Origin of the sequence: Catenuloplanes indicus (genome assembly GCF_030813715.1) — a bacterium.
Taxonomy (GTDB): Bacteria; Actinomycetota; Actinomycetes; order Mycobacteriales; family Micromonosporaceae; genus Catenuloplanes; species Catenuloplanes indicus.
Genome location: NZ_JAUSUZ010000001.1, coordinates 3,467,172 through 3,479,801, shown reverse-complemented (window position 1 = coordinate 3,479,801; position 12,630 = coordinate 3,467,172). Strand labels below are relative to the sequence as shown.

The 12,630-nt window shown below is 69.6% G+C and carries 14 protein-coding genes and 1 riboswitch; of the genes, 6 read left to right on the top strand and 8 right to left on the bottom strand.

Features of this window, described 5'->3' with window-relative positions; genetic code table 11:
- Nucleotides 1-84: 84 nt before the first annotated feature.
- Nucleotides 85-1,425 carry an ABC transporter substrate-binding protein gene (locus J2S42_RS15615; protein ID WP_307239826.1) on the bottom strand — a complete coding sequence of 447 codons (1,341 nt, stop codon included), beginning with the start codon at nt 1,423-1,425 and terminating at the stop codon, nt 85-87.
- A gap of 266 nt (nt 1,426-1,691) precedes the next feature.
- On the opposite strand from J2S42_RS15615, the gene J2S42_RS15610 reads away from it, so the two are divergent.
- Both J2S42_RS15610 and J2S42_RS15605 read left to right on the top strand, forming a co-directional pair.
- Nucleotides 1,692-2,423, top strand: a complete 732-nt coding sequence (locus J2S42_RS15610) for an HD domain-containing protein (protein ID WP_307239824.1) — start codon at nt 1,692-1,694, stop codon at nt 2,421-2,423.
- A 28-nt stretch (nt 2,424-2,451) separates the two neighbouring features.
- Entirely contained in the window at nt 2,452-2,940 is a 489-nt protein-coding gene (locus J2S42_RS15605) for a TspO/MBR family protein (RefSeq protein WP_307239822.1), read from the top strand.
- A gap of 62 nt (nt 2,941-3,002) precedes the next feature.
- Here J2S42_RS15605 and J2S42_RS15600 read toward each other — a convergent pair whose 3' ends face one another.
- From J2S42_RS15600 to J2S42_RS15575, 6 genes are all read right to left on the bottom strand, one after another.
- Complete coding sequence (locus J2S42_RS15600; RefSeq protein WP_307239821.1) at nt 3,003-3,908, bottom strand: MHYT domain-containing protein; 906 nt, start codon at nt 3,906-3,908, stop codon at nt 3,003-3,005.
- Between the two features lie 234 nt (nt 3,909-4,142).
- Nucleotides 4,143-4,295, bottom strand: coding sequence for a GPGG-motif small membrane protein (locus tag J2S42_RS15595; protein WP_307239819.1), 153 nt, complete (start codon nt 4,293-4,295; stop codon nt 4,143-4,145).
- Nucleotides 4,296-4,390: 95 nt separating this feature from the next.
- Entirely contained in the window at nt 4,391-5,149 is a 759-nt protein-coding gene (locus tag J2S42_RS15590; protein WP_307239817.1) for a metallophosphoesterase family protein, read from the bottom strand.
- A complete protein-coding gene (locus J2S42_RS15585; protein WP_307239815.1) occupies nt 5,146-5,430 on the bottom strand; it encodes a hypothetical protein in 285 nt (94 codons plus the stop codon). The genes J2S42_RS15590 and J2S42_RS15585 overlap by 4 nt, the downstream gene beginning before the upstream one ends.
- A 15-nt stretch (nt 5,431-5,445) precedes the next feature.
- Nucleotides 5,446-6,069 carry a nucleotidyltransferase family protein gene (locus J2S42_RS15580; RefSeq protein WP_307239813.1) on the bottom strand — a complete coding sequence of 208 codons (624 nt, stop codon included), beginning with the start codon at nt 6,067-6,069 and terminating at the stop codon, nt 5,446-5,448.
- An 89-nt stretch (nt 6,070-6,158) separates the two neighbouring features.
- Complete coding sequence (locus tag J2S42_RS15575) at nt 6,159-6,863, bottom strand: SigB/SigF/SigG family RNA polymerase sigma factor (RefSeq protein ID WP_307248785.1); 705 nt, start codon at nt 6,861-6,863, stop codon at nt 6,159-6,161.
- 257 nt (nt 6,864-7,120) lie between these two features.
- Here J2S42_RS15575 and J2S42_RS15570 point away from each other — a divergent pair, with 257 nt between their 5' ends.
- The 4 genes from J2S42_RS15570 (at nt 7,121) to J2S42_RS15555 (ending at nt 11,107) form a co-directional block, all read left to right on the top strand.
- A complete protein-coding gene (locus tag J2S42_RS15570; protein WP_307239811.1) occupies nt 7,121-7,828 on the top strand; it encodes a dTMP kinase in 708 nt (235 codons plus the stop codon).
- Nucleotides 7,829-7,976: 148 nt separating this feature from the next.
- The gene (locus tag J2S42_RS15565; RefSeq protein WP_307239809.1) at nt 7,977-8,876 is read left to right on the top strand and encodes a MurR/RpiR family transcriptional regulator; all 900 of its coding nucleotides are present in this window, start codon (nt 7,977-7,979) and stop codon (nt 8,874-8,876) included.
- 482 nt (nt 8,877-9,358) lie between these two features.
- Nucleotides 9,359-10,300 (top strand): sigma-70 family RNA polymerase sigma factor, encoded by a 942-nt coding sequence (locus J2S42_RS15560; protein ID WP_370879191.1) that lies wholly within the window; start codon nt 9,359-9,361, stop codon nt 10,298-10,300.
- A 186-nt stretch (nt 10,301-10,486) separates the two neighbouring features.
- Nucleotides 10,487-11,107: a DUF6642 family protein gene (locus J2S42_RS15555; protein ID WP_307248782.1), complete on the top strand. Its 621-nt coding sequence runs from the start codon at nt 10,487-10,489 to the stop codon at nt 11,105-11,107.
- A gap of 46 nt (nt 11,108-11,153) precedes the next feature.
- Here the strand turns inward: J2S42_RS15555 and J2S42_RS15550 are convergent, their stop codons facing one another.
- Entirely contained in the window at nt 11,154-12,167 is a 1,014-nt protein-coding gene (locus J2S42_RS15550) for a C40 family peptidase (RefSeq protein ID WP_307239805.1), read from the bottom strand.
- 9 nt (nt 12,168-12,176) lie between these two features.
- Nucleotides 12,177-12,315: riboswitch (cyclic di-AMP (ydaO/yuaA leader) on the bottom strand.
- Nucleotides 12,316-12,630: the final 315 nt, after the last annotated feature.

Genomic DNA, 12,630 nt, shown 5'->3' with positions numbered 1-12,630 from the left:
CTCCCCAGAGCTGACCCATGCGGGTTCTTGTACCGGTAAAGAGATCCGGGCCGGGCGCCCAGCGCCCGGCCCGGATCGGGTGCCCTACTTGGGCCAGGAATCCTCGATGTACTTGAGGGTGCCCGCGGTGTCCTTGCCGCCGTTGATCCAGTCGACCATGCCCTTCCAGAACGTGCCCGTACCGACCGAGGCCGGCATCAGGTCCGAACCGTCGAAGCGGAACACGGTCGAGGCGTCCTGCAGGATGCCCACGGAGAGCTTGTCGATCGGGTTCTGGACGTTGTTGATGTCCAGTTTCTTGTTCGCCGAGACCCAGTTGCCGAGCTTGGCGCGGGTGTTCGCGTGCTCGCCGCTGGCCAGGTACGTCTGCACGGCCTGGACCTCGGGACGGTCCGCGAACGCCACGGTGAACTCGCCGGCGCCCAGCACCGGCTTGCCACCGGCCGCGTCGATCGCCGGGAAGTAGAACGCGTATACGTCGCCGTCCTCGGCCACCTTGGTGCCCTCGGGCCACTGGTTCGCGTAGAACGAGGCCTGGCGGTGCAGCGTGCACTTGTCCTCGAGGATCGGCAGGCCACCCTCCTGGAACGCGGTCGTCGAGATGGACTTGGAGTCGCCGTACCCACCGTTGACGTACTTGTCGTTCTTCAGGATCGTGCCGGCCCGGTCGAGCGCCTCCGCGATCTTCGGGTCGTTGAACGGGATCTCGTGGTTGACCCACTGGTCGTAGACCTCGGGCGTCTGCGTGCGCAGCATGACGTCCTCGAGCCAGTCGGTGGCCGGCCAGCCGGTCGCGTCACCGGACTCGATGCCCGCGCACCACGGCTTCTCGCCGGTGCCCGCGATCTGGTCGCTCAGCGCGATCATCTCGTCCCAGGTGGTCGGGACCTTGTAGCCCTTCTCGGTGAACGTCTTCGGCGAGTACCACACGAAGGACTTCACGTTCGAGCCGAACGGGGCGCCGTACAACTGGCCGTTGACCGTGGCGTACTTCAGCCAGTCGGCCGAGTAGTTCGCCTCGGCCTGGGTCTTGGTGTCCGCCGAGACGGCCTTGAGCTTGCCCGAGTCGGCGAACCGCTTGATCAGGCCCGGCTGCGGGATGAACGCGATGTCCGGCGCGTTGCCGCCGTCCACGCGCACTTGCAACTGCGCCTCGAACTCGCCACTGCCCTCGTAGTTGATCGTGATGCCGGTGCACTCGCTGAACTCGGACCACGACTCCTCCAGCAGATCTGCCTCGGTGTCGCGGATCGATGCGTAGATGGAGACCTCGGTGCCGTCGTGCTTGTAGGCGTCGTATGTCGAGCAGTCGCCGGTGCCCGCGCTGCTGTTGTCGTCTCCGCCGCCGCACGCGGCGGCGGTCAGCGCCAGTCCGAGAGCGGTGGCGACCGCAAGGGCCTGGCGAGGTCGAGACTTGACCGCCATGGCGTCCTCCTTCCCTAGCCGGCGCGAGGCAATGGAAGCCCGTCCGCCGGATCCCGTTCCTGTGGGCGTCCTCACATGTAAGCGCTTGCAGGATCTTTAGTCCAGCGGTCGGCAGACCTTGATCGGTAACAATTCAGAAACCTGGCAAGGACCGTGGACCGCTCTGCGTCACAGGACCATTCTCGTCTCAAACGTGCGTCTTCGTGGTGGTTAACGGCGATATGGCGGCTACCCTGACCAGGCAATATCGGGTATATGTGGGCGCCATGTCCGGCCAGACGCTGAAATCCGAGATCCTGCGCACCATGCCGCTGCACGCCATCACCGAGGTGTACGGCGAGCCCGGTCTGCGGCAGCGCTTCCTCGACGAGATCGCCCGCTTCCCCGGCGCGCACCGGGACGCGCTCACCGACGCGCTCACGCTCGCCACGCACCTCCACCGGGACGACCGCCGGGTGCGCGAGCCGTATCTGAACCATTTGCTCCGGGTCGCGTTGCGGATCATGTGCTACTACCGGGTCGAGGACGTGGACGTCCTGTGTGCGGCGCTGCTGCACGACGCGGTCGAGGACCACCCGTGCGAGCTGGCCGGGTTGCCGGAGCCGCAGCCGCACGACGCCGCCACCGAGGCCGCGCTCGCCGAGGTCGCCCGCCGGTTCAACAAGCGCGTCGCCGACCTGGTCCGCTCGGTCACCAATCCGGCGTACGAGCCCGGCCGGGACCGCTACGAGCAGTACCGGGAACACGTGGCGGAGAGCCTGGACCGCGACCCGTGGGCCCGGGTGATCAAGGTCAGCGACTTCACCGACAACGGCGTCGGCATCATCCACACCACCGGGCCGAAGCTGGAGTCCAGCGCCCGGAAGTACCGCCCGCTGGTGCCCACGTTCCGGGAGTTGATCTCCCGGCCGGACACGCCGCTGGCGCCGGAGGCGAGGTCGCACATCATGGACCAGCTCGATCTGGCCGAGGAGCGGTTCGCCGCGATCCTGGATTGACGGCCCGGCCACGGGGAACTATGCGCACATGTCCACGCTGAGCGCCCGCCACCATCATGGTCCCGTCCCATGGCTCGCCCTCGCCGGCTTCGCGCTCGCCGCGTTCGCGGCCGCGGCGATCGGCGGCCTCGGCGTCCAGGGTACGGCCGCCGAGTACAACAGCCTGGCCCAGCCCTCCTGGGCGCCGCCGTCCTGGCTGTTCGGTCCGGTCTGGACCGTGCTCTACGTCATGATCGCGCTGGCCGGCTGGCTCGCCTGGCGCCGCGCGGGCTGGACCACCGCGCTCACCGTCTACGCGGTGCAGCTGGCCCTGAACGCGCTCTGGACCCCGCTGTTCTTCGGCGCCGGCCAGTACGGCCTCGCGCTGGCCGAGATCGTCCTGCTGTGGCTCGCCATCGCCGCGACGATCGCGCTCTTCCGCCGCATCTCCGCCGTCGCCGCGCTGCTGCTGGTGCCGTACCTGCTGTGGGTCACCTACGCGACCGCGCTCAACGCGGCCATCTGGTCGATGAACTGACGTCGTTTCTCCGTCCGGTGCGGGGTGCCGGCCGTCCGGCCGGCACCCCGATTCACCGTCGGTCACGTGCGGGCGCGGCTGGCCCCGGCGGTGGCGGCCGCGGCGGCGGACGACGTGGCCAGGCGGTCGACCGCGGGCGCCGGTGGGATGACCGGCTCGGTCGCGCGGACGGACCAGGTCTGCTCGGCGTGGGCGCCGTGCGAGCGGAGCGGCAGGACCGGTGCGCCCGCGGCGAACTCCTCCTGGGTCATCGCCTGGAGGCCGCTGAACGCCATGCCGATCAGCGTGGCGGCGGCCAGCAGCGTGATCGGGACCAGCAGGATGTACGGCGCCAGGCCCTCGACGTGGCCACGGCCGTCGTTCCAGAGCTCGACGCGCATCGCGGCCATGCCGGTGTAGTGCATGCCGGTCACCGCGACGCCCATGATCGCGGCGGCGACGATGATCGGGCCCCAGCCCTTGATCGTGACGGTGAACCAGAGCGCGACGGTCGCGGCGACCACGGCGATCACGCAGGACGCGGCCACCAGGCCCGGGTCGTAGTGGATCACGCCGACCACGCGCATCGCCCGCATGCCGGTGTAGTGCATCGCCACCACACCGGCGCCGGTCAGCACGCCGCTGGTCAGGATGCGCTGCCAGGACCGGGGGCCGAAGCCGACCACGAACAGTCCGAACCCGACGGTGCCCACCGCGATGGCCGCGCTGGCCAGCGTGAGGCCGAGGTCGTAGCGGAGCGTGGAGTCCGGCACGTCGAAGCCGAGCATGGCCATGAAGTGCATGAGCCAGATGCCGGCGCCGCCGATCGCGAACGCGGCGATTCCGAGCCAGCGTGCTCGCCGGCCGCGGGTCTGTGACTCACGCGCGCGGACCGTGCAGGCGAGCCCCAGCAGTGAGCCGAGAAACGCCATCAGGAAGGAGACGATGGGGTTGAACGCCCCGTGCGTGAAGTGGTGGACCTCGGCCATCGCGCGCTGACACCTCGACAAATAAGACCCGATCGGACATCAGGGTCATTCGGTCGAAGATTCAGTCACATCGCGGGTGCCGTCCGTCGCACATCTCGTCCGGCCCGCACGGACGGGGGAGGCGCTGATCGCGGACATGGGGCCGGGGTCGTCGCGGTGGACCGGCCGGTCGGGGGAGGACTCCGGTCCGATGTGCGACGACCCCGGGGGTCGGCGGGGCGGGATGCGGGCGGCCTACGTGAAGATGCTGACACCACCGGGACCGACGAGCAGGCCCACCACGATCAGGACGATTCCCCAGAGAATCTGCCGCCGGACGAGCGAGACCACGCCGGCGACCACGAGCACCACTGCCAGGATCCACAGAAGAGTATCGAAAGCTCCCATGTTCTGTTCTGTACCCGACCGCCAGGATCGCAAAACATCGCTGTGAGCAGCGAAAAGGCGGCCCGTAGGCCGCCTCTGCCGGGTAGCACGCCCGGCTACTGTCCGGCGTGGACCAATGAATGACTGTCGATGTCTGCCTCGTCGCGGAGGAGGTGGTAGACACTGTAGGCCTGCTTGATCACCGGGTGTGCCACGTTCCGCACCCGGACGCCGCCCGGCGTGGTGCCGCGCTCGGTGCCATGGTGCGCGTGCCCGTGCAGCGCCAGCGCGGTGCCGGCCGAGTCGATCGCCCGCCCCAGCTGGTAGCAGCCGAGGAACGGATAGATCTCCAGCGGCTCGCCGGCCAGCGTGTCCGGCACCGGCGCGTAGTGGGTGAGCGCCACCTTCACGTCGCAGTCGAGCGCGTGCAGCGCGTCGGCCAGGCTGTCCGCGATCCGCTCGGTGGTCCCGACGAACGCCTTCATCTCCGGCTCGCCGAAGTTGCTGGCGCACCGCCCGGCGAAGCCGCCGCCGAAGCCCTTCACGCCGGCCACGCCGAGCCGGGTGCCGCCGCAGTCCAGCACGGTCCCGGTGCCCTCCAGCACGGTGATGCCGACGTCGGTGAGCACCCGGGTGACCGCGTCCGGCTGGTCCGACTGGTGGTCGTGATTACCCAGAACCGCGATCACCGGTACGCCGAGCCCGCCGAACTCCGTGGCCACGCAGCGCGCCTCGTCCTCCGTGCCGTGCCGGGTCAGGTCGCCGGCCAGCAGCAGCACGTCCGCCTTGTCCGGCAGTTCCTCCAGCGCGGGCCGGTAACGCCCGACCACGTCCTTGTCGATGTGCACGTCGCCGACGGCCGCGATCCGGATCACGACAGCTCCTCCGCCTCGGCCGGCGCGTTCGCCCGGGTGAGGCCGATGTCGACCTGGAGGTCGATGCCGGGGAACTGCTCCCGGATCAGCCGGACGATCTCGTCGCGCCGCTGGGCGCTCTCCACGTCACCGCAGAGGATCAGCGTGTGCTCGCGCCGCGAGACGGTCAGGCCCTGCTCGGCCACCCGCCCGTCCTCGGTCAGCAGGCGCTGCACCTCGGCCTCGGCGTACTCGTCCAGCGGGCGGTTGGTCCCGATGTCCGCATGATGCTGTGTCGTCACGTGATGTCACCTTCCTTACTGTGTGGCGGCGAGGCGGAGCGTGCTGCGCTGACCGTGTCCCTCCGCGTCCGGCGTGTCCGACTCCTCGGTGGAGACCACGTCCAGCCGGTCGAGGAGCACCAGGAACGCCTCCGCGTACGGCGAGTCCGCGGTCTCGTGGCGCACGCGCGCCCAGTCGATCTGCTCCCGCAGCGACCGGGCGACCGGCAGGCCGCGCGCGAAGTCGCAGTAGTGCTGGGAGAAGCTGAGCAGCTTGTGCACCATCAGCTGGGTCGCGGAGATGCACGGCATCTGGATCGCGTCGACCGGCCGGACCACGGAGTCGGCCAGCGTCTCGTCCGTCACCGGCGTCTCCACCGGCCGGAAGATGAGGTCCACCATCCGCCCGTCGTCGTAGACCTTGACCAGCCAGTCCTCCGGTGGCCGCTCGCTGGTGAAGCCCGCGGCGGTCAGCTCCTCCAGCGCGCGGTCCACGTCTTGCTCGCGGATCATGAAATCCACGTCGTGGTCGCTGGAGTAGCCCCCGTGCGCGTAGACCGCGAAGCTCCCGCCCAGTGCGAACGGCACGTCGGCCTGCTTGAAGATGGCGGCGACGCGCTTGAGCGTATTGACTAGCCCGGCGTCCACCCGGTACGGCATGGCGATCTCCCGTCGTGTGTGGCGGTGTCCTGTCCACCTACCCGGCGGGACACCGCTTCACACACCGGGAAACCGGCATTTCGGACGCCTCAGAAGTCGTCGGCGAGCCGTCCCCGCAGCTTGGTCAGCGCGCGGGCGAGCAGCCGGGACACGTGCATCTGGGAGATGCCGATCCGGTCCGCGATCTGCGACTGGGTCAGGTTGCCGTAGAAGCGCAGCGTCAGGATGCGCTGCTCGCGTGGGTCGAGCCCGGCGAGCGCGGGCCCGAGCGCCACCCGCAGCTCCGCGGTCGCCAGCTCCTCGTCCTCTGCGCCGAGCAGGTCACCGAGCGGCGTCTCGCCCTCGCCCGCCGGTGCGGAGAGCGAGATCGCGCTGTACGCCCGGGACGCCTCCAGTCCCTCCAGGATCTCCTCCTCGCCGCGGTCCAGGTGCTCCGCCAGCTCGGCCACGGTGGGGGAGCGGCCCAGCGTCTGGGTCAGCGTGGTGGTCGCCTCGGACGTGGCGGCGCGCAGCTCCTGCAGGCGGCGCGGCACCCGGACGTCCCAGCACCGGTCCCGGAAATGCCGCTTGATCTCGCCGGCGATGGTCGGGATCGCGTACGCCGCGAATTCCACGCCGCGGTCCGGGTCGTACCGGTTGACCGCTTTGATCAGCCCGACGATCGCGGTCTGGTCCAGGTCCTCGCGCGGCTCGCCACGGCCGGCGAACCGGTTCGCCAGGTGATGCGCCAGCGGCAGCCACGCCTCGATCACCTCCGCGCGGACGCGTGCGCGGTCGGGATGCCGCGACGGCATCTCGGACAGCGTGGCCAGCAGGCGGACGGCGCGGTGCCGGCGTTCCGGGGGTGTGCTCACGAACGGCCTCCCCACTGAAGGGGGTCGGGGATCGTTTCGCGTACAGCAAACAACTTTAGTCCGGTTGGACGGTGGAAATCCAGCCGAAAGGATGATAGATATCCAGGCTTCTTTAAGGTGATTTGCCGGAAAAAATAGCGGATGGCCGACTATGACTTTCAGCGAAAAGATGCCTCGACTCGCTACCGTGTCGGAGTATGGCGCCGATCTTTGAATCCACCCGTGACGACGACTCCGGACATCCGCCCAAGATCGTCGCGCTGATCGGCGTCGACGGCTCCGGGAAGACCACCCAGGCGCACCGCCTCGCGGACGCGCTCACCGCAGCCGGCCTGCCCGCCGACTACCTGCAGAACGCGGGCGGCCGCGCCTGGTTCGGCAGGGTCGCCCAGCGACTCGGTGTGGACGACGCGCAGCACCTGTTCGGCCGGCGCGGCTGGCCGGTCGTGGAGTCGGTGCTCCGCTGGCTCGCCATCGCCCGCACGTTGCTGCGCAACCGGCACTCCGGCCGGATCGCGGTGATGGACCGGTACAGCTACTGCCAGTACGCCAGCATCCGCACCCAGCTCGGCCGGGGGCGTGCCGCCGAGCGGCTGGCCCGTTTCGCGTACCGGCTGTTCCCGGCGCCGGACGTCACGTTCCTGCTGGTCGTCAGCCCGGGTGCGGCGTACCGGCGGATCGAGGCGCGCGGCACCGACCACGAGACGATCGAGTACCTGACGCGCGCCTCCGCGTCCTACGCCTCGCTTCCGGAGCACGACTCGTTCGTGCTGATCGACGGCGACGGCACCGAGGACGAGGTGGCCGCCGAGATCCTGGCACACATGCTGCCCGTGCGGCCGGAGCCGACGGTGGTGCGGCTGCCGGACCCCCAGCACCGTCCGGCGGAGGTCGCGGCGGCCTGACACCGGAGGTCACGGGTGACATCGGCCACCCGTAACCTCCGCTCTCCGGACAGGCCGGACTGCCCGTTCCGTCGAAGTCGTTCCCCGTAACAGACACCACGGGGCAGGTTTCGTTGACGGGTACGAAGTGCGCAAACAAACTCGGACCGTGGTGAATTCGCCTGGGCTGCTCGTGCACATCAACGCGCTCCTGCCCTCGCTGTCACCCGCCGAACAGCGTGTCGCGCGCCTGGTCGTGTCGGATCCCGCCGACGCGGCCGGCCACACCATCACCGGTCTGGCCACCGCCGCGGAGACATCCGAGGCCACGGTCATCCGGTTCTGCCGTTCGATCGGCATCGCCGGCTACCCGCAGCTGCGCCTCCGGCTGGCGGCGGAGGCGGCCGGGGCGGCCGGCCGCGCACGCACCGCGGACGCGCACGTGGCCGGCGGTGAGATCCCGCCGGACGCGGACCTGGCCCGGATCGTGGCGACGATCGCGTTCAACGAGGCGCGGGCACTGGAGGAGACCGCGGCTCAGCTCGACGCGGTCGCCTGCGCACAGGTCGTGGAGGCCGTGGACGGCGCCGGCCGGATCGAGGTCTACGGCACCGGCACCAGCGCGTGCGCGGCGCTGGACCTGCAACAGAAGCTGCACCGCATCGGCCGCAGCGTCGCCTACTGGCCGGACCCGCAGGCCGCCCTGGCCTCCACCGCGCTGCTGGCCGAGGGCGACGTGGCGATCGGCATCTCGCACAGCGGCACCAGCGCCGGCGTGCTGGACGTGCTGGCGCAGGCGCGGCGGCGCGGCGCGGTCACGGTCGCGGTGACGAACTTCCCGCGCTCGCCGATCGCGGACGCGGCCGATCTGGTGCTGACCACGGCGGCGCGCGAGACGACGTACCGGGCGGGCGCGTTCGCCAGCCGAGCCGTTCAGTTGATGGTCGTCGATTGCATCTTCGTCGGCGTCGCTGTGCGTAACCGGAAACGGGCCGGGCAGGCACTCGCCGCGGCCGATGAGGCGACCGCGTCGTTGCGCGCGCCCGGTGGTCGCCGAAAGCCGCGCTGAGCTGGGATGATCTTTCCTCGTCGGGGTGGTGGCGCACTGCCGGTCCGCTGGGAATGCGGTGGCGACCGGGAAGGTTCCCTGGTGGGCTGAACCCTCCGATCACGTTTCCCGTAAGTCTTGGGTGACAGGGATCGCACGGGACCAGTGAGTTGGGTCGCTGCGACTCAACTGTCCCGGATGGTGTGATTTGACGGGCCAGGGGTAAGCACCCGTTGAGCGCATCGACCGGCCGGTAACACTTCATCCCCCGCCAGCCGAGCCGATTCAGGAACTACGCACCGCGCTCACAGCCAGATTTCAGGCATTCGTGACAGCTTCAATCGTACGACAACGAGATTCCATCCGAATGCCGGAATCAGCTGGGGACGTGCGCCGTTGTTAGAGGGGCACCGCTGGGGACGCGGATTACCGGGGAGGGCCTGATGGATACAGGGACGGCCCGCAAGAAGGCAAATGGGGTCAACGAGGGGACCGTGGGCGACATGGAAAAAAGCATGGTGTTGCGAACGGATGAGGTCGCCGAGGAGCGCGACCTCGTCGGAGTCTACCTGCACGAGATCTCCCGGACACCTCTGCTCGACGCGGCGCGTGAGGTTGATCTTTCCAAGGCGATCGAGGCGGGGCTCTACGCCGAGCACCTGCTCGACGCCGACCAGCTTCCGGCCGGCGTGAGCCGCGAGGAGCTCGAGCGCGTCGTCGTCGACGGCAACCGCGCGAAGGACGAGTTCATCCGTGCCAACCTGCGCCTCGTGGTCTCGATCGCCCGGCGCTACGTCCGCTCCGGCATGCCGATGCTCGACCTGATCCAGGAGGGCAACACCGGCCTGGTGCGAGCGGTCGAGAAGTTCGACTACGAGCGCGGCTACAAGTTCTCGACGTACGCGACGTGGTGGATCCGCCAGGCGATCAGCCGGGCCATCGCGCAGCAGGAGCGCACCGTGCGGCTCCCCGTCCACCTGGTGGAGGACGTGAACCGCATGCGCAACGTCACCCGCCAGCTCACCCGCGAGCTCGGCTCCGACCCGGAGCCGGCGCAGATCGCGACCGCGCTGGGCGTGACCGTCGAACGGGTGTCCGAGCTGATCCGCTGGTCGCAGGACACGGTGTCGCTGGACACCCCGGTCGGCGACGACGGCGACACCAACCTCGGCGACCTGGTCGCCGACTCGGACGCGCCGTCGCCGGAGGAGATCGTCCTCACCGCGCTGGAGCGTCAGCGTATCGAGGGCCTGCTCAACCACCTGGACGACCGCTCCGCCGGCATCATGCGCGCGCGGTACGGGCTGGAGGACGGCCGTGAGCACTCGCTGACCGAGGTGGCCTCGCGGTTCTCGCTCTCCCGCGAGCGGATCCGCCAGCTGGAGATCCAGGCACTCGGCCGGCTGCGCGAGCTGGCCCGCGCGGAGGGCCTCCAGGCGGCATAACCCACAACCCCACACACCCCTCGGCGGTACGAACGAACCGGCCGGTCCCATACCCGGGGCCGGCCGTTGCGTTCGTCACTGTGACGTCTTCCGGTCGCGTCAGCCCCCGCGTCGGCGATGGGCACGGCGGCGCGGGGTGGGTATGGTCGCCTGCGGGGTATGAAACCACAGCTCGGGGGAGGCGATGTGGCGCGCGGCGGCATCTTCTGTGTGGAGGGCCAGTGGCACCGGGACCTCTCCGAGCAAGGCTCCGTCATCCCCACGCTCGAGCTGCTGGAGCGGCTGCGCCGGATCCGGTTCATCTACCGGGACGTGGCCACGCCGGAGGAGCTGAGCTACTTCCTGGACCGATGGCTGCTGAAGCAGTACAGCGACTACCGGGTGGGCTTCTTCGCGATGCACGGCGAGCCGGGCCGGCTCTGCCTCACCGACCGGGCCACGGTCGAGCTGGACGACGTAGCCGAGCAGCTGGCCGGTCGCTGCCAGGACAAGCGGCTCTACTTCGGCTCCTGCTCCGTGCTGAAGGCCTCGGACGCCACGCTGCTGGACTTCCTGGACGTCTCCGGGGCCGCGATGGTGTGCGGCTACACCCGGGAGGTGGACTGGGTCGACTCGGCCGCGTTCGAGACCGTGCTGCTGGACGTGCTGGCGAACGGCGCGCTGGTGAACGCGGCGGAGAAGCGGATGGGTTCCGGGCCGTGGCGCGAGCTGGCGGCCTACCTGGGCTTCCGGATCGTCTACGCGAACGGGCGGACGTGGCGACCGGGTACCCGCCCACGGGTGCCGGCGCAGGCCACCGCGGCATGACGAAGGGCGGGGAGAGACTCCCCGCCCTTCTCCGTTCCGGTTCCGGCTACCTGACCCGGCCGTACCCGACGATCGACATCATGTTGAGCGGTGCGATCGTGAGCACCTCGCCCGGTCTGGGCGCGTGTATCACCTTGTCACCGCCGATCGCGATCGCGACGTGCGCGAGCCCGTTGTAGAAGACCAGGTCACCGGGGACGACCTGGGAGGCGGATATCCGCGCGGTCGCGTTGTACTGCATCGCCGCGTTGTGCGGCAGCGACTTGCCGGCCTTCGCCCACGCCGCCTTCACCAGACCGGAGCAGTCGAAGCCGGTCGGGCCAGCGGAGGCGTAGATGTACGGCTTGCCGAGCTGGGCGTAGGCGAACTGCACCACGGCGCTCGACCCGGCGGGCGCGCTCGGTGCGGCACCGCCACCGCCGCTGTTGCCACCGCCGCCGCTGTTGCCGCCACCGTTGCTGACCGGCGCCGCGGCGGCCTGCTCCTGCTCCCGGCCGTACGCGGCCTTGCGCAGCGAGTACAGGTTCTTCAGCTCGCCCTCGATGCCGGCCTTGCGCTTGCCGGCCTCGTCCTTCTGCGCCTTCTGCTTCTTCTCGGCGGCGTCCAGCTTGGCCTTCTCCTCGGCGTACTTCGCCTCGGTGGCCGTGTAGGCGGCGACCTCGTCGTTGCGCGCCTGGGCCAGCTGCTCGAGCACGCTCAGGCCGGCCATCAGGTCCTGGCTGTCGTTGAGCGTGAGCAGCGTGTTCGCGTCACTGAACCGGCCGGACTTGTAGGCCCGGCTGGCCAGCTGACCGACGTTGGTGCTGGCCTGCTCGACCTGCTGCTCCAGCGCGGCGGTCTTCTCGCTGAGGTCCTTGGCCGCCGCCTGGGTGGCCTTCAGCTCTTCATTGATCTTGTTGTAGGACTCGATCACGACCTCCAGCTCATGGGAGGCCTTGTCGATCTGCTTGGTGAGTTCGGCGCTTGACGGCTCGGCCAGGGCCGCGGAGGTCGGCGCGAGAACGCCGACCGCGACGGCCGCCAGCACGACGGCGCGCAGGATCGCACGCGAAGCTGACAACGGGGTGGACCCTTCTTCGCTTGCCGCCTACCGGGTTAGCTGACGGATTCGGGCGAGAAGGACGCCCTACCGCGCGAGCGCGGATTCACCCCGGTGGGACTCTGATGGGTCCCCGGTTCGCCGCAACGCCGCTCGGAGGCCGCGTCGGGTGGGCCCGGCACGACCGGCGATCGGCGGGCCTGGCGCGAACGGTGCGGGGGAGCACCGGCGGCCGGGCCGGGCGATTCGGCGGCGCCGGGCTGGCGTCATTCCGGGGGGAGTGACTGAAGACCAGGTCCGGCGAACCCACGGTAACGACCATCTCGGAGGATCGAAAGGGTGATGGCGGTCATCTGTGCGCTTTCGCCGGTAATAAGGCAAATTTCCGGATCGCTCAGAGTGAAGGAATGATTTCCTGAAGTAACCGCTCCGCACCGGGCCGGCGGTGTACGCCCGAAAACAACTATTTGCGTGTTTTCGCGGG

Bases quoted from the DNA above. Each gene is read 5' to 3' on its own strand.
- J2S42_RS15560 (WP_370879191.1), top strand. From the start codon at position 9,359: ATGGAAAAAAGCATGGTGTTGCGAACGGATGAGGTCGCCGAGGAGCGC.
- J2S42_RS15605 (WP_307239822.1), top strand. From the start codon at position 2,452: ATGTCCACGCTGAGCGCCCGCCACCATCATGGTCCCGTCCCATGGCTC.
- J2S42_RS15570 (WP_307239811.1), top strand. From the start codon at position 7,121: ATGGCGCCGATCTTTGAATCCACCCGTGACGACGACTCCGGACATCCG.
- J2S42_RS15580 (WP_307239813.1), bottom strand. From the start codon at position 6,069: ATGCCGTACCGGGTGGACGCCGGGCTAGTCAATACGCTCAAGCGCGTC.
- J2S42_RS15575 (WP_307248785.1), bottom strand. From the start codon at position 6,863: ATGCCGTCGCGGCATCCCGACCGCGCACGCGTCCGCGCGGAGGTGATC.
- J2S42_RS15615 (WP_307239826.1), bottom strand. From the start codon at position 1,425: ATGGCGGTCAAGTCTCGACCTCGCCAGGCCCTTGCGGTCGCCACCGCT.
- J2S42_RS15610 (WP_307239824.1), top strand. From the start codon at position 1,692: ATGTCCGGCCAGACGCTGAAATCCGAGATCCTGCGCACCATGCCGCTG.
- J2S42_RS15595 (WP_307239819.1), bottom strand. From the start codon at position 4,295: ATGGGAGCTTTCGATACTCTTCTGTGGATCCTGGCAGTGGTGCTCGTG.
- J2S42_RS15600 (WP_307239821.1), bottom strand. From the start codon at position 3,908: ATGGCCGAGGTCCACCACTTCACGCACGGGGCGTTCAACCCCATCGTC.